This is a genomic window from Paramagnetospirillum magnetotacticum MS-1 (genome assembly GCF_000829825.1).
Taxonomy (GTDB): domain Bacteria; phylum Pseudomonadota; class Alphaproteobacteria; order Rhodospirillales; family Magnetospirillaceae; genus Phaeospirillum; species Phaeospirillum magnetotacticum.
The window spans coordinates 14032-34623 of the sequence record NZ_JXSL01000035.1 but is presented as its reverse complement, the minus strand read 5'-3'; the positions used below and the strand labels follow the sequence as shown (position 1 = coordinate 34623).

Here is a 20592-nt window from a genome sequence, read left to right as displayed (position 1 = left end):
GATGCGTTTCTCACTCGACAGTACATATTTCTGCCATGCCGTGGCAAGTGGAGCCTAAGGCTTCGAAACGGTTACTTGGCCTGCTGCCGGGTGGTTGGATCGCGCGGTCAATCATTGCCCGGCTTTCGCAGGCCGATATCCGGTCTTTGAAAAGAGGCGGGCCGAGCGGCGCGCCGCTCGGCCCGAAGTTAGCCAACTCGGGTGGAGGGTCACCTTCACCTGGTTAGCCGAATCCTGAGAGTCAGAGCATTCTCTCGACCCAGTTGATCACGCCATCAAGGCTCTGGAACTCCGACACCGCGCGGACCGGGATGTGGGGAAGGCGGTCCCGCACCATGCGCGACAATCCGTTGCACGGTCCCAATTCCAGCAGCATGGTGCAGCCCATCTCGGCCAAGCCGTCCATGCACGCCGCCCAATCCACCGTCCGGGCAAGCTGAGTGGAAAGCGTATCCACCGCCTTTTGGCGGGTGGTGACGGGCGTCCCGTCGATCCCGGCCAGGATGGGAATGGATGAATTGCGAAGCGCGCTGCTCTCCAGCGTCTTACGGAACGGTTCGATGGCGGGGAGCATTTGTGACGTGTGGGAGGCGATGGTGATGCGCAACCGCGTCACCTTCGCTCCACGCGCGACCAATTCGGGTTCGAAGCCGTCGAGATCGTCCAGGGGGCCGCCGACCACCAGACGATCCACATCGTTGACGATGGCGATTTCCAGTCCATGCGCCCGGCACAGGCGTTCCAGGTCTTGTCGCAGCAGGCCGCGCACCGCCATCAGGCTGCCCGGCACTGGACTGGCGCTATCCATGACGGCGGCGCGACGCATGGCCAAGGTGATCGTCTCGGCAGGATCAAGCGATCCGGCACAGCCATGGGACGCCAATTCTCCCACGCTGTATCCGGCAAACACCCGCGGCTCGGGCAGGCGGTCGCGCAAGGCGGCCCAGGTCGCCAATTGCACCGCGCACAGAACCGGCTGGGCGACGGCATTGACGGGAAGGCGTTGGGCGGCAATGGCTCTGGGATCCTCGCCCATGATCTCTCCCGCCAGGCCGAGGATCTCCGCCGCGGCCCGATTCCCTGCGAGGATATGGAACATGGCGGGGGTCTGGTCGCCTTGACCGGGGCAGAGGATTCCGAGACTCATGATCGCAGGCTTTGGACGAAGCAGGCGGCGGCCAGGGTATCGGCGGCGCCACCGGGTGATAGATTGCGGGCAATGCAGGCCCGGTGCAACCCCAGGGCAAAGGTCCGCCAATGGGGCGTGAAGACGCCGCCATGGTCGAGAAACCTCCGGGCCTCGGTCTGGACGAAACGAAGTCCTTCCGGCCCGCCGCGATGCAGAAGATTGGTGTCTTCCAAGTCAGCCATGACGGCGAACAGCGCCTGGAGCCGCGCCCGTTCGGGACAGCCAAGCCGCGCCTGGGCTATTTCAAGCTCCGGAACCGCCACGCCCATCAGGGTGGGAAAGCCCTCCAGCGCCTCGTCACGGGCGCTGCGCGCCCCATAGCGGCGGGTGGCGCGGCTGCCGTTGCTGTCCGGCGACTGGCTGCCGGAGGCCGCGATACCGTCACCCCACAGCGTGACGACCGTCTCGGCGAGGCTGTCGCCGGTCAGGATCAAGCCGCGCCGCTGCCGCCATCCCGCCGCCGCCGCCAGCAGGCCAAGGCAGAAGATGGCGCCGCGATGAGTATTGATGCCGCCGGTGGCGGCCAGCATCCGCCGTTCCGCCGCGACGCCAAGTTGGCGCAGCGCCTCGAAGGGCATGCCCGCTTCTCCCGCGGCGGCGATGGCGACGAAGTAGTGGCGCAGGGCGAAGAGCGAGCGCAGGAAGGTGGTGGCATCCATGTCGGAATGGGCGCCGCTATCCATGGGGCTGACCAGACCGGGTTTGGGATAGAGCGCCAGTTCCGCATGCAAGGCCGCCACCGCACGTCGTCCTATGGCGACGCTGGCGGCGCTCGGGCGTGGGCGATGAGCGCTCAGAATGCTCATGCCGCCCGCCGCTGGAACAGGGCCATGATCGCCGCCAGGGGCCGCATCTCGACGGCATCCATGCTCTTGGTCATAAGCTTTTCTGGGAGGGCGGCCAGTTCGCGCCAGGCCACCGCGCTTGTGTCCGGCAGAACAATCTCTCCGTCCAGGCGCGGCGTTTGTTCCCTGGCCTCGCAGGCGGTCAATTCCCGCAGCAGGCGTTCCAGCGACCCTAAATCGGACGGACGGAACACCAGATCCAGGTCGGACCCGGAGGTGAGATAGACCATGTTTCCGTCACAGGCGAAATGCTGCCACGCCAGCGAACCGTAAACGCCGGTGGGAACGCCCAGGGCGCCGGTCAAGGCGGCAAGCCATTCCAGCTTGTCGCGCCAGACCAGCGGGGCCGTGGTCAGGACATCGCGAAGACCGGGCGGCGAGGCATGGCGGGCAATGGCCTGCCCGGCCATATGCAGGGCAATCCGCCGCCGTCCCGGCAGGGCGAGGCCGAGGCGGATATCGCCCGGCTGATCGTCGGGCAGACGGCGGGTCACCACCAGGGGGCGCCCTCCGTCCAGCCATGTCCCGACTTCGGTCCGGGCGATCTTGTCCAGGGGTGTGCGCAGATGACGATCCCAGCCGCGCTTCAGCCAGACCCAATCATGACGGAAAAGCCCGTCAGGCGGCGTCATGGCGCACCCGCTCGGCCACCCGGCGGGCCAGACCGCGTCCTTGCCGCGTCTCGCCCAGGATGCGCCGTGTGTCCTCACCGGCAGGGGCGGCGAGGGCTTCGGCCAGATAGGCGGAAAGGTCGCCCTGCCATAGGGCGGCGATGGCCCCCATGCGCAGGTAGTTTTCCACCCCCGGCGCGAAGACCGGCGAGGTCTTGCTGAGCGATTCCAGGCGTTCCAGCGGGATCTTGGTGATGCGTGACATGGCGGGCAGGTTCATCACCCGCACCTCGGCCTCGGGCAGGGCATAGCAGGTGTCGGCCAGAAGGGAACTGGCCAGGAAGCCGCCGCTGACCGCCTGGGAATAGACCAGGCCGATGATCTTGTGCCCGGCCCGGCGGGCCACTTCCAGGCACTTGGCCAGATGGGCCATATAGCCGTTGATGCCCAGCAGTTCGTCGCGGTGGCTGAGCCGCTGGCCCTGGGTATCGACCAGCAGCAGAATCGGCCGTCCGGGGTGATGGCGCACCACGTCAAGCACCGCCCCGGCCATGCGGAAGGCCAGTTCGATGCCGATGGGAGCGGCATCGATGGTGCCGATCACCGCCACGGCATGGCTGCCGGAAGTTCCGGTTCCGGCAAAGAAAATGCCGTCGAAGGCCACCGTATGACCGGCGGGAAACAATTGGTCGAGCAGACTGCGAGCGTCCATGATCAGGCCCTCTTGCCAGCGGTGATGGCGATGAATGCTTCGGCTTCCAGCAGGGGCAGGCGCTCCGGCTGGTCAATGCCGAGATTGCGCCAGATATCGATGCCGTCGCGGCAGGTGCCAAAGCGATCCAGCCGCTGGCCCAGGACGGCATGCTCGCGCTCCAGGGCCTCCAGGGACAGATCGGGCCGAAGGTCGAGGGCGGCGATGGCCTGGGCGCGGAAGGCGGCGATGTCGTCGGCTACGAGATGAGCCGCCTCGCCCAGCAGATAGCGGTGCTTGCCGCCCACCGTCCGCCAGACCAGGGCGCGGTCGCGGGAATCGAACTCCTCGACGCCGCAGGTGGTCTCGATCACCTCGGGGCCGGACAATCCCAGTCGGCCTTCTTCGCTGATGATGACCGCGTCGCACAGCCGAGACACGATTCCCATGCCGCCGAAGCAGCCGAACTGGCCGCCATCCAGCACGATGACCGGAATCCCCGCTCCGCGCAGTTTCAACACGGCGCGCATGATCTCGGACACACCGATCAGACCGGCATTGGCCTCGTGCAGGCGCACGCCGCCCGATTCCACCAGCAGCAGAACCCCAGCGGGGCGCTGGTCCAGGGCCCGTTCCAGCAGGCCCACCAGCTTGGCGCCGTGGACCTCGCCCACGGCGCCACCCATGAAGCCGCCTTCCTGGGCGGCGATCAGGACCTTGCGCCCCCCCAGAGCGCCCTCGCCGACCACGATTCCGTCATCGAAGGCGGCCGGAGTGTCCAGTTGCAGCAGATGGGGGCTGAGAATGCGTTCACCGGGCGGCAGGATCTCGCGGAAGCTGCCACCGTCCAGCAGGCCGACAATCCGTTCGCGGGCGCTGGCTTCGTAATAGGAGCTCATGACCGGCCTCCCAGAAAGGACTCGACGGCTTGGTCCAGGCGCAGCGACACCACGGCCGGGGTGGCTCCCACGTCGTTGATGGAGATGCGTATATCGGCCAGGGGATGGCGGTCGAAGAAGTCGTCCATCACCGCCTGCCAGATAGGGCCGAAGCCCGTGGCGGCGGTCAGCACCTCGACCTTGCAGGCCCCGGCCAGATCCTGGCGCTCGACCAGAACCTCCAGATTGCCCGAGCCCACCACGCCGACCAGGGTGGAAGGGGTGGAGCCAGCCACCGGCTTGCCGCCGCGATATTCGAAATTCAAGGTTTCCATTGGCTTGACTCTCACCAGTTGCGGAAGCGCTTGGGCGGGTCATAGAGACCGCCCGAGGCGCGAACCAGATCCTTGACCGAACGGGCCGCCAGCAGGTCGCGGGTGGCCAGACGCTTGTCGATGCCGAGATCCTCTGGACGGCGGATGATGCCGCGGTCGCGAAGATTCTCGACCATGCGCTTGTCGCGGCCCAAGCCCACCGGCGTGTAGCCCGCGACGCCGCGAATGGCTTGTTCCCGCTCCTCGTCGGTGCGGCACAGCAGCAGGTTGGCGATGCCTTCCTCGGTCAGGATATGGCTGACATCGTCGCCGTAGATCATCACCGGCGGCAGGTCCATCCCTGCGCTTTCCGCCAGTTCCCAGGCATCCAGTCGCTCCACGAAAGCGGGCTGCATGTGCTCGCGGAAGGTCTCGACCATCTGCACCACCAGTTTCTGGCCGCGCGGAATGACGTTGCGGCCCTGGCGGGCTTCGCGTCCCGCCTTCAGCCAGGCGGGGCTGGCATGGCGCCGTCCCCTGGCATCGGCTCCCATATTGGGAGCGCCGCCGAAACCGGCAATGCGCCCCAGGGTCGCCGTCGAGGAATTTCCGGCCAGATCGATCTGTAGGGTCGAGCCGATGAACATGTCGCAGGCATAATGGCCAGCCGCCTGGCACATGGCGCGGTTGGACCGCATGGACCCGTCGGGGCCGGTGAAGAAGATGTCGGGCCGCGCGCGGATATAGTTCTCCATGCCCAGTTCCGAGCCGAAGGAATGCACCGATTCCACGAATCCCGCCTCGATGGCCGGAATCAGGGCCGGGTGGGGATTGAGCGCCCAGTGGCGGCAGATCTTGCCCTTGAGGCCCAGGCTCTCGGCATAGGTGGGCAACAGCAGTTCGATGGCGGCGGTGTCGAAGCCGATGCCATGGTTCAGCCGGTTGACCTCGTATTCCGCATAGATCCCCTTGATGGCCATCATGGCCATGAGGACCTGGATTTCGGAAATCTGGGCCGGATCGCGGGTGAACAGCGGTTCGATATAATGGGGCTTTGGGCTCTGGATCACGAAGTCCACCCAATCGGCGGGAATATCCACGCGGGGAATGGCATCGACGATCTCGTTGACCTGGGCGATGACGATGCCACGCTTGAAGGCGGTGGCTTCGACGATGATGGGGGTGTCCTCGGTGTTGGGCCCCGTATAGAGATTGCCCGCCCGGTCGGCCGCCTGGGCGCAGACCAGGCTGACCCGTGGCGTGAGATCGACGAAATAGCGGCCGAACAGTTCCAGATAGGTGTGGATCGCCCCGATATTGATCCGCCCCTCGGCCACCAGCTTGGCCAGGCGTGCGCCTTGCGGCCCCGAGAAGGAGAAATCCAGCTTGGACGCGACGCCGCGGTCGAACACGTCGAGATGCTCGGGCAGGGCCAGGACCGATTGCACCATGTGCAGATCGTGAACCTTGGTGGGATCGAGCCCGGCCAAGGCCTTGGCCAGGAAGTCGGCCTGCTTTTGATTGTTGCCTTCCAGGCAGACGCGGTCGCCGGGCTCCAGCACCGCTTCCAGCAGGGCGGTCACATCCCTGGCCTCGACCCGCTTGCCCTGGGCGAGGGGGGCGGCACGCCCGAGGCGTGCCTCCCTGTTCCGGGCCTGGGTGTTCCAGTCGCGCATATCAAAACTCCTTTACGAAGGGCTCACCAGGAGATCGCCTTGACCGCCAGATACAGGACCGACGGTCCCATCAGGCAGCCGAGCCCGGTATGGAAGGTGGCGACCAGCGCGCCATAGGGAACCAGACGGCGGTCGGTGGCCGCCAGACCGGCGCTGACGCCGCTGACCGTACCGGCCAGACCGCCGAAAACCATGGCCGATTGGGGATTGTTCAGACGCATGAAGCCAGCCAGGGCGGGCGTGAAGATCATCACCATGATGGCCTTGACCACACCGGTGGCGATGGAGAGCGCCATCACGTCCGAACTGGCGCCGATGGCCGCCCCGGTGACCGGGCCGACGATATAGGTGACGGCGCCCGCGCCGATGGTGGTCAACGCCACCGGGTCGGTATAGCCGAAGGCCCTGGCCACAGCGACGCCGACAATGAACGGGATGATCGTGCCGAGGAACAGCGCGACGAAGCCCAGGATCCCAGCCTTCTTGGCCTCGTTCACATGGACTTCGCTGGCGGTGGCGACGATGCAGAAATCCCGCATCATGGCGCCGCCCATCAGGGCCAGGCCGCTGAACATGGTCAGGTCCGCCAACCCCTTGGTCTTGCCGGTCAGGACCCCGCCCCAATAGGCCAGGGCAAGGCCGCCGAGGACGGCGAAGGCAGAGCCGTGGACCCGGCCCTTGGTGAGATAACGTGATGCCTGGTTGGACAGCCAGACGATGATGCCGACGACGGCGAAGGCGGAAACCAGTTGGTTCTCGGCCACGGCCTTTTCAATCATGTGCAACATAACTGCGCTCTCCTAGCCGATTTCCACAGTCGCATCGGGATTCCACGGCTGGCCGCCATGGGCGCGGTGGATGATGCGATTGATGAAGGAGATGACGCAGGCGCACAGCACGACGGAACCGGCCGCCGCCAGCAGAGCGACGGGACCCGCCTTGGCGGCCACCAGCACGTTCTGGGTCGCGGCCATGGCCACCACCACTGGGATGTACATCATGGCCCAGAAGGTGACGCCCTTCTCGGACGTGGCATTCAGAAGTCCACGCTCGCGCAGGAAATGCTGGGCGGCGATCAGCAGCATCATGGCGATACCGACGCCGCCCACATTGGCCTTGACGCCGATCAGCGCACCGAAGGCATCACCGACGAAGATGCCCGCCAGATAGCAGGCGGCCAGCAGGGCCGTTCCAAAGATGACCATGGTTAACCCCTCCATCCGAGAGGTCGACCGGAAACCGGCATGCGGCTCCACGCGAGGTGACAGATATGACAAGGCATGACGACGCGCTCCTTCCTGTGGGGTGCGGCATGCAGAATTGCCTGCCGCGTATTCCTTATTAATCGCTACGTATTCAATGTGCGATGTTCTGTATACAGAAAACTCATTTGTGGACGCCGAGTCAAGATTTTTGTATCCTCGCTGTCGAACATCGTCGCCGTCCGAGGACCCTCATGGACCTGTCGAGCACCCCACGCCTTTCCGAGCAACTTCGGGAAAAGATCGAGGAAAACATCGTCACCGGCACCTTCTGTCCCGGTGTCCGGTTGGACGAGGTCGATCTGGCCGAAACCTACGGCGTGTCGCGCACCCCCATCCGTGAGGCTCTGATCCAGCTCGAGGCCGCTGGCTTCATCAACAAGCGTCTGCGCAAGGGCTGGGAAGTGGCGTCCATTCCTGCGTCACGGTTGTGCGAGATGTTCGATGTCATGGCCGAGTTGGAGGCCATGTGCGGACGGCTTGCGGCCCGGCGCGCCACGGAAGCCGAAACGCGCCAGATCCGTTCCGCCCATCTGGCCTGTCTAAAGGCCAAGGAGGCCAGCGATCCGGCCGAGTATTACCGGCTGAACGAGGCCTTTCATCTGGCCATCTACGAGGCCAGCCATAATTCGTTCCTGATCGAGCAGGCCAGCACGTTGCACCGCAGGCTCCGGCCCTATCGCCGCCTGCAACTGAGGGTCCGCAACCGGATGCACACCTCCTTCGACGAGCATGAGGGCATCGTAAAGGCCATCGAGAACGGCATGGGCGATCTGGCCTGCGACATGCTGCGCGCCCATGTGGTCGTTCAGGGCGAACGGTTCACCGATCTCGTATCCTCATTGGAATCCATGACCTCCTCGCGCATGGCGGTTGAGGCGTGAGCGCGCTTGATATTCTATTGCTGGTCGGATCGGCTTTTCTCGCCGGTGCGATCAATTCCGTGGCGGGGGGCGGCACGTTCCTGTCCTTTCCCGCCCTGGTTTTCGCGGGAGTTCCCCCCGTTACGGCCAATGCCACCAACACGGTGGCGTTGTTTCCCGGCCAGTTGGCCAGCGCCTGGGCCTATCGCCACGACTTTCCCCGCGTTCCGGGCCTGAACCCGAAACTGATCGTCGCGGTCAGCCTGGCCGGGGGCATTGCCGGTGCGATTTTGCTGATCTATACGCCGTCGCGCGCCTTCGAGTCGGTCGTCCCCTGGCTATTGCTCTTCGCGACCTCGATCTTCGCCTTTTCCAAGCGGCTGATTCCCTGGCTGAAACAAAGGCTGCATATCGGACAGACCGCGCTCTATGGCACCCACTTCCTGCTCGCCGTCTATGGCGGCTATTTCGGTGGTGCGGTCGGTATTCTGATGCTGGCCCTGTTCGGCCTGTTCGGCATCGACGACATCCACTCCGCCAATGCCCTGAAGACCTTGCTGTCGGGCCTCGTCAACGCCATCGCGGTCGTGTGTTTCGTGGCGGCGGGAGCTGTGGCCTGGACGCCTGCCCTGATCATGTTGGCTTCCGCCGTGGCGGGCGGTTATCTCGGCGCCCACGCGGCCAAGCGCATGTCCCCCGGTCTGGTCCGCAATATGGTGATCGCCATCGGACTGGTCATGACGGCAGCTTTTTTCGGCCGCGTCTGATCCACGTCCCGACTCTCTCGTTTCCAAGGAGGCTTGCCAAGCTGGCACTTGCGGCTTGGGCGGCTATGACTGTATTTAGCCCCCATCTCTGCCGCACAGCCTAGGCTCTCATCGACAATGACCGAAGAAGTTCCCTCCATGGACACGGCCCCTTCCGTCGGCGATGTCCGCGAATACTGGAACCGCAATCCCCTGCTCAGTCATGAGTTGGCGTCGCCCGGGTCTCCGGCCTTCTTCGCGTCACTGGACACGGCCAAGCGAGAGGATTCCGACCGGTTCGCCATGGATTATTGGGAGTTCGGCCAATGGGCGGGGCAGCGCGTCCTCGATATCGGCTGCGGTCCGGGCTGGCTGACCGTGCAATATGCGCGTGGCGGAGCGCAGGTTGATTCCGTCGATCTTACGCCTCGGGCTGTCGAGCTGGCCCAGGCTCATCTGGCCCTTCATGGCCAGTCCGCCACCGTGCGCGAGGGCAATGCGGAAGAACTGCCTTTCCCCGACGATCAATTCGATCTGGTGGCCGCCTCCGGGGTGCTGCACCATACCCCCGATACCCAGGCCACGTTCCGCGAGGCTTTCAGAGTCACCAAGCCGGGCGGGCAGGGGAAGATCACCCTCTATCGCAAGGGCATCTTGCACCACCCCGCGGTCTTCGCCATGACCCGGATCGCCATGCGCTTGTTCGGCGTCAAGCATCCGGGGGCCGATCTCGGCAAGAATTCAAGCGATGTGGACGATTTCATCCGTCGCTATGACGGTGACGGCAATCCGGTAGGAATCGGCAAGACCGACGCCGATTGGGCCGCCGATCTGGCTGCTGCCGGATGGGTGGTACAGGGCCATGAGGTGCATTTCTTTCCCCGCCGTTTCCTTCCCTGCGCCCGTCTGATCCCGGTCTGGCTGCATGAATTTCTCGATACCCGCCTGGGGACCATGGTCTATTTCCGCCTGCGCAAGCCTATCATCAGCGGGAAATAGACCGCCACGGCCAACAAGGCGCTGGCGACATAGAGGAACGAGAAGCCGACAGCCGCCTCTGGCGGCCTTCCGTGCAGGGCGAAGACTCCGATGATCACCGCCTCGCGGGTGCCGAACCCCATGAAGGTGACCGGCAGGATGGCGACCAGCATGGTCAGCCCGGTGATGACGCAAATCTCGGCCCAGCCCGGCTCGGGCAGATTTCCCGCCAGGCCCGCCACCGTCAGGGCATAGGCGGTGAATGACCCCAGTGTCAGTCCCGCCAGGCCGAGCAGGAGCGATGCCGGGGTGGCGGCCAGAACCTCCAACGGAGCCGCCAATCCCCTGGGCAGCCGGGACGCCAGGATCCGTGACAGCCAAGGCAGAAAGGCCAGGCCTCCGATGGCTGCGGCCAGAACCGCAAGCGCCGCCGGACGTGGCAGGATCTGCCCAAAGATGGCGGGCCGAAACACGGTAAGGCCCGCGGTGGCGATCACCGCCCCGGCCACGTCGAGCCCCATGTCCACCGCCCACAGCGCGGCGGCGCGGGAAACGGCGATTCCTTGGTCGGCCACCAGATGGTGAACCCGGATCAACTCCCCCGCCCGGGCGGGGGTAAGCGTCCCCCAGATCATGGATTCCAGTGTCGAGACCAGGGCGTCGCGCATGCTCTGCCTCACCCCATGGGCATTCAGCAGCAACCGCCAGCGCAGGGCCCGTATCCCCGCCAGGGCCAAGGCCATCAGCAGCGCGGTGCAAAGCCCCCACCAGGGCACCTCCGTCATCACGGAGAGGGCCCGGCCGAGATCAATATTCCATAAAATGACGACGAACAGGCCGATGCCGACCAGGCGAATCGCCAGACGCGGGGTCACCCGTCCAACTCGCCCATGTCGAAGAAGCGCGAACTGGCCACATAGCGATTGCGCGAACTCCGTCGGCGGATCAGCACTTCCACCAGGAACCATCGCAGCAACCGGGCCATGGCCGCGCTGCGCCCCAGGCTCAAGGCCCATAGCCGTAGAACCACCAGCCGCAAGGGGGTCATCAGCATGGCGCGGTCTCCCGCCCGGCCATCAAATGGTCGATGGCCAGGGCGATGCAATAACGGTCATCCATCCAGGCCGGACGCAAGATCACGTCCTCGGCCAGCCCACGGGTCAGGGCCGTTGCCACCGGACTGCGCCGCCGTACCAGGGCGGAGGGGTAGACGAACTGGGTTCCCCGGCTGTTGGCGGCAATATCGGCCACCCTCCCATCGGGTCTCAGGCGAGACGCCAGCGCGGTTTCGGCCCGCGTCAAAGCCCCGGACAGGGCCTCGCCATGCCCCAGCCAGTCCCCGGCAAGAACCAGGGCCGCCATGGTGATGCTTTGATAGCCGGTATCGCCGCCGCCATATTCAGGGAACCAGCCTTCGCCATCCATGCCGCAAAGCAGGTCGTTCAGGCGAATCCTGGCCGTCTTCTCCAGGGCCCCATCGCCGGTCAGCCGGGCATAGCCCGCCAAGGCCCAGACGGAGCCCGCCCGCTGATTGGCGACTTCCGGGTTATCGTTGGCGGCCAGCCAGGCGAAGCTGGGGGCCGCGGCGGCCAGTTCACCGGCCCAGGCTTCGGCGCCGCCCAGCAGCCGGACGGTTTCCACGAAAGCGGCGGCCGAGAACGAGGTGCCGCAGAACCCCCGGTCGCCGGGATAGGCCTCCGCAAAAGAGCCATCCCGGTTGCGCCGCCCCAGCCAGAAACGCCATGCCGCGCGCGCCCAACGGGCCATGGCGGGCTTGGCGTGAAAGCGATTGCCCGGATGGTCGAGACCATGGGCCAGGGCGAACAGCAGCCCCGCCTCCTGGAAGCGGACATTGGGGAAATCGGTGGTGCGATAATGCCAGTAGGCACGGTCGCAGCATCCATAGGTGGGCGAGTCTTCCTGGCGGTCGGCAAGGCCAAGCACCCTGGGCACCACGGCCAGACCCTCGGACAGGAAAGGCCCCGCCACCATCTCAGGAACTCTTCTCGCCAAGGGCGAAACCGATGACGTTCAGGCCGCCGATCACCGCATTGCGCAGCATATTGCCGTTGCGGATGCGGCGCAGGCTGTCGAAGACATAGGCCGGGCGCAGATAGAAACGGCGATAGAAACGCTTCACCGTGCGGCGCAGCGTCTCGCCATCCACCGAGCAGTAATGCCGGTTATAATCGCCCTCCACATGCAGCCGTTCGATGGAGGCATTGTCGCTGCCGTCGCCGATGCTCTCGTCCAGGCGGGCGACATCGCGAAACAGCGGCGTGCCGGGATAGGGGGTGCAGATGCCGAAGGTGGCCGTCGACGGGGCGATCTCAATGGCCAGATCGAGGGTCGCCTCCATGGTCTCCAAGGTCTCGCCGGGCATACCCACCATGAAATGGGCATGGGTGGCGATGCCCGCCTCGCTGCACCAGCGGAAGGCATCGCGGGTCTGTTGCAGCGTTATGCCCTTCTTGACGGCGTCCAGCACGGTCTGGCTGCCCGATTCCGCTCCGAACTTGATCAGATGGCAGCCCGCGCGGTGCATCAGCCCCAGCATCTCGGGATCGACCGTATCGACCCGCGCATTGCAGATCCAGCTGAACCGAAGATTGCGCTCGATGATGCCGGTGCAGATGTCCATGACCCTCTGGCGGTCGGCGGTGAAGGTCTCGTCGCGGAAATAGACTTCACGCATGCCCTGGTTCAGATAATAGGCCATGTCGTCCAGAACCTTGCCCGCCGACATGAAGCGGGTCCGCGTCCCGTGGAAGAACGGCGCGGTGCAGTAGCTGCACTTGGCCGGACAGCCATGGGACGACGAAACGGTGATATAGGGCAGGTTGCGGACGATGGGATTGAAATAGACGTAATCGCGGGGCAGCAGCCCCACATCCAGCGGCGGAATCTGGTCCAGGTCGTCGATGAAGGGATAGCGGTCATTCTTGATCAGCGTGCCGTCCGTCCCTCGGGTGACGATGCCGGGAACATGGGCGGCGCCGTCCTCGTCACCGGCGTCCAGGCGGCGGACCAAATCGCGCAATACCCATTCCGGCTCGCGCTGAATGGCGAAGTCGTAGCCCTTTTCCAGGGTTTCCTCGGGCTTGAAGGTGGGGTGCGAGCCATAGGCGGCCGCGCGCAATCCCGGTATCCTGGTTTTGAGTTCGCGCACGAAGGTGGCGTCGTCGCGCATGGTCATCACCGATGTGGAGGTGATGACCAGTTGGCTGCCCTGGATTCGGTCGGCCACCTGTTCGAGGCTGAGTTGTTCCTGCTGCGCGTCGATGAAGCAGACCTCATGGCCGTCATGCTTGAGAATGGTGGCAACGGTCAGTTGTTCAAAGGGCGGGACACTGGCTCCCCCGATGCGTTTTCCTCCGCACCAGCAGCCATAAATGACGTCACGGATGACGTTTTTGCGCGACTGCAGCAGCGGCTCGATAACGGCAATTTTCATGGGGTTTTGACCGCCTGTTTCTCATGCCATGGCGGCCCGGTGTAACCCATAAGGGCCGCGCCATGCAACCTTGGCGCAAGCCGGCCCGCCTTGACACGCCACCATGTGCCGCCTATTAGACTCGGCCTCAAGGGGGGAGCGAAATGAGTCTTGCCATATCCAACTGGCTTCGTTCCAGGCGCGGTGTTTTCACCGCTATGGCGGCTCTTGCGGCAATTCCTCTTCTTCTGGCCGTCCTTCACGGAATTCATCGCCTCTACGTCACGACCTCCGACGGAGACATCGTGTTCGTTTATGAGGCGTTGCGGCTCAATTCCGGCCTGTCCCAGCATTATCTCGACCATACGGGGTATGTGATGTTCGTGCTTCTGGCCTGGTGGCTGAAGCTGATGCATCTTCTGGGCGTGGTGGACGTCTCATCCCTGAAGGCTCTGCCGCCCACCGGCTCGGCGGCCTTCGAGCCCGTTTATGCCAAACTGGTATTTGCTGGCCGCTACATGGTGGCGGGGTTGAGCGGTGTCTTTGCCGCGCTGTTCTTTCTGGGGATCAGGGCGATTACCGGCAATTTCGCCGTGGCCCTGGGCGCGGCGATGGTTTTCGCGTGCAGCCGCGAACTGGGTATCCAGGCCCTGACCATCTATACCGAGCTGCCGTCGGGCCTGTTCCTGTTTCTGACCTTCGTTGCGGTGGCGACCGCCGGGTCAAGCAGGCGTCCCGCCTTTCACCTGTTCTGGGCGGGGCTTTGCGCCACCCTGGCGCTGATGGCGAAAATGCAAGGTGTGTTCGTTGCCCTGGGCATGCCCATGGTCGCCCTGGCCTTCGGCTGCCGGGCGGAGCGGCGCTGGATCGAGCCGGAGTGGAGCGAGCGGCTTACCCTCTCCATGCTCTTGGCCGTGCCGATCCTTCCGGTGCTGCTGATGGTGTTCTCGGCAGCGTTTTTCCTCGGCAACCGGGGCGGCTATCAACTGGCGATCATCGTCTATATCGTCGCGGCGGTTTGGGCCTATGGCCTGATTTACGCGGTGCCCGTCCGCGAGCGTCTGTTCGCCATGCTGGCCGTGGGGGGCGGCATCTCCGCCGCCTTTCTCCTGCACCTGCTCTACCACAACATGGGCGCCACCGACGCCCTCTCCAACTTCATCGACCACATGTACAATCTGGGCAGTATCGGCCAGAAAGGCGGCGATCCCGGTGGCCGCCCGTCCATGCCTCTGGTCGTCCGGCTGGTCGATGACGGGTTCGCGGCCACCTTGGCGCGGCGCCTGTTCCATCCCGATCCATGGCTGAAACCCCTCGACCTTCTGGGCTTCGCCGTCCTGATCGCCATTGCGGTTCTGGCGTGGCACCGCCGCTTTGCCGCCGCCCTGCGCGTCGGTCTGCTGGCCGGGATGGCGGTAGGGGCCGAGGCGGCGACCCGGATCTACAAGATCGAACTGAAGCACCTGATCTACATGGATACCTGGCTGATCATCGCCGCGGCGCTGGCCGCCCATCAGTTCTGGCCCGAAATGGGACGGCGGGGCAGGGCCGGACTGGCTGCGGTTTTGCTGGTGGTGCTGGCCTTCGAGGTCAATGATGTTGCCCGGCCCAACATGGTGCAGTTCCAGAGGATCGAAAACGCCTGCGGCCAAGCCTATGCCTATATGATGCCCATAGCCGAGGCCTTCCGCCGCTATTGCCCTCCAGACTTCCCGTTCCCATGAGGCTGGACCCCCCGTTTCCGACAGGCTACAAGGCTCGATGATGAGCAATTCAGGACATGTGATGAGCCAGACTTGGCGGGTTTCAGTGGTCATGCCGGCCTATAACGAGGCCGCGACCATCGGTGACGTGATCCGGCGGACGCTGGACACCGGCGTGGTCGCCGAAGTTGTGGTGGTCGATGACGGCTCGACCGACGGCACCGCGCAGGCGGCCGAGGCCGCTGGCGCGCGGGCTGTGCGCAATCCTTACAATATCGGCAACGGCGCCTCGGTGCGCCGGGGCAGTCTGGCGGCCACCGGCGATGTGGTGGTGATGATGGACGCCGACGGCCAACACCCGCCCGAGGCCATACCCAGCCTGCTGGCGCGCCTCGGGGAATACGACATGGTGGTGGCGGCCCGCACCCGCAATTCCGACACGTCCAAGCTGCGCAATTTCGGCAACCGCATGCTGATCATGGTGGCCGAGTGGATTTCGGGCCGCCGCATCGCCGACCTGACCAGCGGATTTCGCGCCATCAAGCGCGACCATTTGCTGGAGCATCTCCACCTGTTTCCCAACCGCTACAGCTATCCCACCACCATCACCCTGGCCATGATGATGGGCGGGCGCTTCGTGGCCTATGAACCGGTGGACGCCATCAGCCGGCGGGTGCACGGCAACAGCAATATCTCGCCGGTGCGCGACTTTCTGCGCTTTATCGCCATCATGGTGCGTATGGTGATGCTGTTCAGCCCCCAGCGGCTGTTCGTGCCCATGGGGGGCATGCTGTTCTTGCTGAGCGCGGTGGCCAGCACGCTGCAATACATCTATACCGGCGGCATCCACAGCGCCGGCCTGGCCTTGTTTCTCTCCAGCGTCTACATCGCCTGCTTCGGCCTGCTGGCCGATCAGGTGGCCCTCTTGAGGCGAAAGCGCCATGACTGACGATCAAGCCATGCAGGCCCTTCTGGCCCGCGACTATCCGGTGGAATTGCGCCTGCAGGGCGGCCGCTATTACCTGACCCAAGGCGATCTGGGCCTGGCGGCAAGCGGCGAGAGCCTGGAGGCCGCCTGGGCCAGCTATGACGAGGCCCGCACGCGACTGTTCCGGCATCATCTCGATCTGGGACGTGCGGATTACCTGCGCCTGCCCCGCGATCAGGCGCTGAAGCGCCAGTTGATGCCGTTCTTGCTGAAGACCGCGGCCATCACTCTGGCGGGTGTGGTACTGCTGGTCACGGCCAGCGTATCCTTCACCTATGCCCTGCACGAGCCCCTGCGCAAGGTCGCCCAGCGCGCCACACGGGTGGTGACCGCTTCGGTGGTGGCCGAGATCAAGGATACCGCCGCCAAGGACTTCCCCCCCGAGCGGCAGATGGAGATCCGCGAGGCCATCCGCGGCGCGGTGCCCCATATCAAGCCCTTCGCCGACGAGTTGAAGCCGCTGTTTCAAGATCCGCCCGCCACTTCCGCCAAGCAACGCTAGAGGCGCCATGTGCGGCATCTGCGGCTATGTGGGCGCCGAACGGCCTGGACTGATCCAGGCGATGATTGCCGAGATTCGCCATCGCGGCCCCGATGGCGAAGGGTGCGACTCGGCCCTGGGAATCCATCTCGGCCATGCCCGCCTCGCTATCCTCGATCCCAGCCACGGCGCCCAGCCGCTGACCGGGGCCGATGGCCGCTACACCGTCAGCTATAACGGTGAGATCTATAATTACCCCGATCTGCGGCGCGAGCTGGAGGCTCTGGGCCACCGCTTCGAGACCACCTGCGATACCGAATTGCTGCCCCTTGGCTTTGCCGCCTGGGGCGAAGGGCTGTTTGCCCGCCTGGACGGAATGTTCGCCTTCGCGCTGCGCGACAATGCCGATGGCCGGTTGTGGCTGGTGCGGGATCAATTGGGCATCAAGCCGCTGTACTACAGTCTGGCCGGAGGCGAACTGGCCTTCGCCTCGTCGGCCCGCGCCCTGACCCGCCACCCCCAGGTCAGCCGCCGTCTGCGGCCCGACGCCATTCAAGAATTCCTGCAGTTCCGCTGGGTCCGTTCGGGGCGTCATCTGTTCTCCGATGTTGAAATCCTGCCGCCCGGCGGCGTGCTGCGCTGGACGGAGGGCGAGGCGCGCCTGGACCGGTTCTGGACACCGGCGCGGCGCGGCCCCGCCCGCAACGCCCTGCCGCGTGACTGGGCCGCCGAGGTGGAATTGGTGCTCGAGGACTCGGTCCGCCGGCAGTTGCGGGCCGATGTTGCGCTGGGCATCTTCCTTTCGGGCGGCGTTGATTCGGCGATGATCGGTCATTATGCCGCCCGCAACGCCGCGAACCGCCTGACGGCCTTTACTTTCTCGACCGGTGATCGGGTGGACGAGACGGCCCAGGCGGCGGCCATGGCCCGCGATTTCGGTTTCGATCATCGCGTCGTGTCTCTGACGGCTTCCGACTTCGCGGACTTTCCTCAGGCGGTGGCGTGCCTGGACAACCCCGTGGGCGACGCGGTGGTTTTGCCGACCTGGAAGCTGTGCCGCGAGGCGGCCCGCGAGGTTAAGGTGGTCCTGACCGGCGAGGGCGCGGACGAAATGTTTGCCGGTTACGCCCATCTGCCCATTCTTCGCAAGCTGGACCAGCTCGGTTCCGTGGCCGGTGTGCTGCGCCTCTTGGCGCCGCTGATCCGGCTAATGCCGGTGGGGCTGCTCAACCACCTGTTCGACTATCAGGCCTCGTTGGGACGGCTGGGGCGCGACGCGGCCGCCGAACTGCTCGCCGTGGCCGGAGACAGCGGCAAGATGCTGGCGCGGGCCAGCGCCATCATGGGCGATGCCGAGATGGCCCAGGCGACCACCCTCGGCCCGCCGCCGCCACGGCCCAAGGCTGATCTGTCCCTGGGCGGGCTGCTCCTTGATCTGACACGCGGCTGGCTGCCCGAGGAGATCCTCCACAAGATGGACCAGCTCAGCATGGCCCACGGGCTGGAAGCGCGAGTGCCCTACGTCACCACCGCCCTCTATGACCTGTTGCTGAGGTGTCCGGATCAAATGGCCATGGGCAAGACGCTGCTGCGTCACGTCGCCAGCCAGTCCGGCCTGGCCGCCGCCCGGCGGCGGAAGGTGGCGTTCCACCTCCCGGTGGAAACCCTGTGGCGGCCACAGTTGGAAGAGATGTGCCGGGAATATCTCTCCCCGGCCATGATCCGGCGTCACGCAATCTTGAACGAGGCCTTTGTTGGCCGAAGCCTCTCCTTGCTGAAAGCAGGGGAGTTCCTTGCCTCCAAACGTCTGGTGGCCATGGTGTCGCTTCATGCATGGCTGGACGCGCACACCTGACTGGGGGCGGTCCTGCGGGGGCCCGTTATTCCACTGGCTGTCAGTCCACCCATATCTCGCCCTCTCTTGGGCGGATGATCGTTGATTGACGAAGGGTCATGGGAGCAAGTGGCGGAGGGGGCGGGACCCGGCAAGACCTCGCTGGAAATCCGCAGCCCGCCTAAAACCCGCGTAAACCCTCACTTTTCTGCATTCCACTGGGACACACCGGTGGGACACAGAGCCATGACCACAAGCCTCATGCGGCGGGGTGCCGCCTATTACTTTCGGCAACGAGTTCCAGTAGATTTGGTCGGTCGGTTCGGGTGCACTGAATTGAAGCGGAGCCTGGGCACGAACGACCCAAGGGAAGCCCGAAAGCGGTTGATCCGGGTCCGGGCCAGAGCCGACGAACTGTTTGACGACTTGCGGCGGAAACCAATGATAACCGAAGACGATTGTCTGTCCTTTGCCCGGTGGTGGCACAAGGTCTGCGTCGATGAGAACTGGCACGCTCGCCAGCTCGCCCAGGTCCATCCGCAGGGCAAGGAGATCAATGACGGGTTCGTTGAAACGCGGGCCGAGGTCGAGCGCAATATCATCCGCGAATTGCAGAGCGGTGACATTGGGCGCGTGATCTTCAATGCCCAGCTTGAACTTGAGGAATCTGGCCGGGCCGATGACACAGATGAAAACTCCCCGGATTTCCGGCGGCTCTGCGCCTACATGCTTCGCGGGGCTTTGGAAGCGACCCGCCGGGCCAAAGCCGAGGATGAAGGGGAATTCGGCTACACGGCCAGAGATCCACTCTTCAGGGACCAGCACATCATTCCAGGGGTGGTGACCGGAAACCTCCCTCAGCAGGGGGCCAATCCTCATCCATCCGCCGCGCCTCCGGTGGCCTCGCCGCAGCCTGCACCAGCGGGGCCAACCATCGGCGACTTGGTCGAACCGTTCATCTCGGAAAAGACGACGCGGGCCAAGGTCAGCACGAAGACCCAGGACGACTACCGGGCCAGTCTCCGTCTCTTCCTGCAGGTGGTAGGGGCGGATCGCCCTGTCGCGGCCATCACCGACGAGGAGGTGGTGAAGTTCAAGGAAATGCTGCTGCAATGCCCGACCAACTTCCGCAAGCGGCTCAAGACCGACAACCTTGAGGAGGCGATCCGTCGCAACAGCGCGCTCCCCGAAAACAAGCGGCTCGACTGCCTCGACGGCAAGACCATCAACGAAAAATATCTCAGCAACATCAAGACGTTTTTCACCTGGGCCAAGGCCAACAAGAAGGTGAAGGAATCGCCGGCCATCGGCGTTCGGGCCGAGCAGCCAGCGCGAGACGTCTCCGATGAGCGTGACCCGTTCAACCTCGATGATATGCGCGTGATTTTCGGAGCGCCAATTTTCACCGGATGCCGCTCCGCCCATTTTCGACATGAGCCAGGGGATCTCCGGCTCAACGACCATCACTTCTGGACGCCGTTGATCGCCGCCTTCTCTGGTTGCCGGATGAATGAAATTGGCCAACTCACCAAGGCGGACATCGTCCAGTTGAATGACATGCCGCATTTCCTCATCACCAACGCCGACGATGACCACAAAGTGAAAACCCGTGCTGGAAAGCGATATATCCCTGTTCACGGCGAACTGATCGCCTTGGGCTTCCTCGATTTTGTCAATTCCATCAAGAGCGGCCGCCTGTTTCCCGAATGGGAGATGGGCCAGGACGGCTACTACTCGTCATCCTTCTCGAAGAAGTTCAGCCGCTTCCTCAAATCCATCGGCATCAAGACGGACAAGAAGTCATTCCATTCGTTCCGCCACTCGTTCAAGGACGCCATGCGCGCCGCCCGCCTGGACGGGCCGACCCAGGATCTGTTCATGGGCCATGAAGACAGCACCGTGCAGCGCCGGTATGGCATTGGAACGCCCATCCAGGAGCAGTCGGAGGATTTTCTTCGCATCACCTACAAGGGGCTGGATCTCAGGTCACTGAAGCGTGTCATGCCGGGAAAATGAAAATTCCCGACCAGCACTCATCGGGCGATGGCTGATTGAATGACTGCGTTTTCAGATTGCCGCCATTCGGCGGGAAAGTCCGCT

The 20592-nt window shown here is 64.5% G+C and carries 21 protein-coding genes; 8 read left to right on the top strand and 13 right to left on the bottom strand.

What is annotated here, in order from left to right:
• Window positions 1-241: 241 nt before the first annotated feature.
• From CCC_RS20395 to madL, 9 genes are read right to left on the bottom strand one after another with little or no spacing between them, the layout of a single operon-like run.
• The gene (locus CCC_RS20395; RefSeq protein ID WP_041042933.1) at window positions 242-1147 is read right to left on the bottom strand and encodes an ACP S-malonyltransferase; all 906 of its coding nucleotides are present in this window, start codon (window positions 1145-1147) and stop codon (window positions 242-244) included.
• The gene (gene mdcB, locus CCC_RS20390) at window positions 1144-1995 is read right to left on the bottom strand and encodes a triphosphoribosyl-dephospho-CoA synthase MdcB (RefSeq protein ID WP_052473413.1); all 852 of its coding nucleotides are present in this window, start codon (window positions 1993-1995) and stop codon (window positions 1144-1146) included. Before mdcB ends, CCC_RS20395 begins: the two co-directional genes overlap by 4 nt.
• Window positions 1992-2666: a malonate decarboxylase holo-[acyl-carrier-protein] synthase gene (gene mdcG / locus CCC_RS20385; protein ID WP_009867393.1), complete on the bottom strand. Its 675-nt coding sequence runs from the start codon at window positions 2664-2666 to the stop codon at window positions 1992-1994. Before mdcG ends, mdcB begins: the two co-directional genes overlap by 4 nt.
• Window positions 2653-3357, bottom strand: a complete 705-nt coding sequence (gene mdcE, locus CCC_RS20380) for a biotin-independent malonate decarboxylase subunit gamma (RefSeq protein WP_009867394.1) — start codon at window positions 3355-3357, stop codon at window positions 2653-2655. Before mdcE ends, mdcG begins: the two co-directional genes overlap by 14 nt.
• A gap of 2 nt (window positions 3358-3359) precedes the next feature.
• Window positions 3360-4235, bottom strand: coding sequence for a biotin-independent malonate decarboxylase subunit beta (locus CCC_RS20375; RefSeq protein ID WP_009867395.1), 876 nt, complete (start codon window positions 4233-4235; stop codon window positions 3360-3362).
• Window positions 4232-4549, bottom strand: coding sequence for a malonate decarboxylase acyl carrier protein (mdcC, locus tag CCC_RS20370; protein ID WP_009867396.1), 318 nt, complete (start codon window positions 4547-4549; stop codon window positions 4232-4234). The genes CCC_RS20375 and mdcC overlap by 4 nt, the downstream gene beginning before the upstream one ends.
• A gap of 11 nt (window positions 4550-4560) precedes the next feature.
• Window positions 4561-6204, bottom strand: a complete 1644-nt coding sequence (gene mdcA / locus CCC_RS20365; protein WP_041042931.1) for a malonate decarboxylase subunit alpha — start codon at window positions 6202-6204, stop codon at window positions 4561-4563.
• A gap of 23 nt (window positions 6205-6227) precedes the next feature.
• The gene (gene madM, locus CCC_RS20360) at window positions 6228-6992 is read right to left on the bottom strand and encodes a malonate transporter subunit MadM (RefSeq protein WP_009869148.1); all 765 of its coding nucleotides are present in this window, start codon (window positions 6990-6992) and stop codon (window positions 6228-6230) included.
• 12 nt (window positions 6993-7004) lie between these two features.
• A complete protein-coding gene (gene madL / locus CCC_RS20355) occupies window positions 7005-7409 on the bottom strand; it encodes a malonate transporter subunit MadL (protein WP_041042929.1) in 405 nt (134 codons plus the stop codon).
• Between the two features lie 251 nt (window positions 7410-7660).
• Between madL and CCC_RS20350 the strand changes: the two genes are divergently transcribed.
• The 3 genes from CCC_RS20350 (at window position 7661) to CCC_RS21415 (ending at window position 10074) form a co-directional block, all read left to right on the top strand.
• Window positions 7661-8350: a GntR family transcriptional regulator gene (locus tag CCC_RS20350; protein WP_009869146.1), complete on the top strand. Its 690-nt coding sequence runs from the start codon at window positions 7661-7663 to the stop codon at window positions 8348-8350.
• Entirely contained in the window at window positions 8347-9096 is a 750-nt protein-coding gene (locus CCC_RS20345; RefSeq protein ID WP_041042927.1) for a sulfite exporter TauE/SafE family protein, read from the top strand. The genes CCC_RS20350 and CCC_RS20345 overlap by 4 nt, the downstream gene beginning before the upstream one ends.
• 138 nt (window positions 9097-9234) lie before the next feature.
• Complete coding sequence (locus CCC_RS21415) at window positions 9235-10074, top strand: class I SAM-dependent methyltransferase (protein ID WP_052473412.1); 840 nt, start codon at window positions 9235-9237, stop codon at window positions 10072-10074.
• Here the strand turns inward: CCC_RS21415 and CCC_RS20335 are convergent.
• Genes CCC_RS20335 through CCC_RS20320 form a run of 4 tightly spaced genes read right to left on the bottom strand, consistent with a single transcriptional unit; the run spans window position 10035 to window position 13507 of the window.
• On the bottom strand, window positions 10035-10928 hold the full coding sequence (locus tag CCC_RS20335) for a lysylphosphatidylglycerol synthase transmembrane domain-containing protein (RefSeq protein WP_009869143.1): 894 nt from the start codon (window positions 10926-10928) through the stop codon (window positions 10035-10037). The two genes, CCC_RS21415 and CCC_RS20335, sit on opposite strands and share 40 nt — an antisense overlap.
• Window positions 10925-11107, bottom strand: a complete 183-nt coding sequence (locus CCC_RS22515) for a hypothetical protein (RefSeq protein WP_009869142.1) — start codon at window positions 11105-11107, stop codon at window positions 10925-10927. Before CCC_RS22515 ends, CCC_RS20335 begins: the two co-directional genes overlap by 4 nt.
• The gene (locus tag CCC_RS20325; protein WP_041042925.1) at window positions 11101-12045 is read right to left on the bottom strand and encodes a hypothetical protein; all 945 of its coding nucleotides are present in this window, start codon (window positions 12043-12045) and stop codon (window positions 11101-11103) included. The genes CCC_RS22515 and CCC_RS20325 overlap by 7 nt, the downstream gene beginning before the upstream one ends.
• 1 nt (window position 12046) lies before the next feature.
• A complete protein-coding gene (locus CCC_RS20320) occupies window positions 12047-13507 on the bottom strand; it encodes a B12-binding domain-containing radical SAM protein (RefSeq protein ID WP_009869140.1) in 1461 nt (486 codons plus the stop codon).
• A 284-nt stretch (window positions 13508-13791) separates the two neighbouring features.
• Here CCC_RS20320 and CCC_RS20315 point away from each other — a divergent pair, with 284 nt between their 5' ends.
• From CCC_RS20315 to CCC_RS20295, 5 genes are all read left to right on the top strand, one after another.
• A complete protein-coding gene (locus tag CCC_RS20315) occupies window positions 13792-15210 on the top strand; it encodes an ArnT family glycosyltransferase (RefSeq protein WP_152619823.1) in 1419 nt (472 codons plus the stop codon).
• A gap of 61 nt (window positions 15211-15271) precedes the next feature.
• The gene (locus CCC_RS20310) at window positions 15272-16138 is read left to right on the top strand and encodes a glycosyltransferase family 2 protein (protein WP_052473410.1); all 867 of its coding nucleotides are present in this window, start codon (window positions 15272-15274) and stop codon (window positions 16136-16138) included.
• Entirely contained in the window at window positions 16131-16679 is a 549-nt protein-coding gene (locus CCC_RS20305; RefSeq protein ID WP_152619822.1) for a hypothetical protein, read from the top strand. Before CCC_RS20310 ends, CCC_RS20305 begins: the two co-directional genes overlap by 8 nt.
• A gap of 7 nt (window positions 16680-16686) precedes the next feature.
• On the top strand, window positions 16687-18513 hold the full coding sequence (asnB, locus tag CCC_RS20300) for an asparagine synthase (glutamine-hydrolyzing) (RefSeq protein WP_009869136.1): 1827 nt from the start codon (window positions 16687-16689) through the stop codon (window positions 18511-18513).
• A 225-nt stretch (window positions 18514-18738) separates the two neighbouring features.
• Complete coding sequence (locus CCC_RS20295) at window positions 18739-20508, top strand: site-specific integrase (protein ID WP_082036714.1); 1770 nt, start codon at window positions 18739-18741, stop codon at window positions 20506-20508.
• The last annotated feature ends 84 nt before the right edge of the window (window positions 20509-20592 follow it).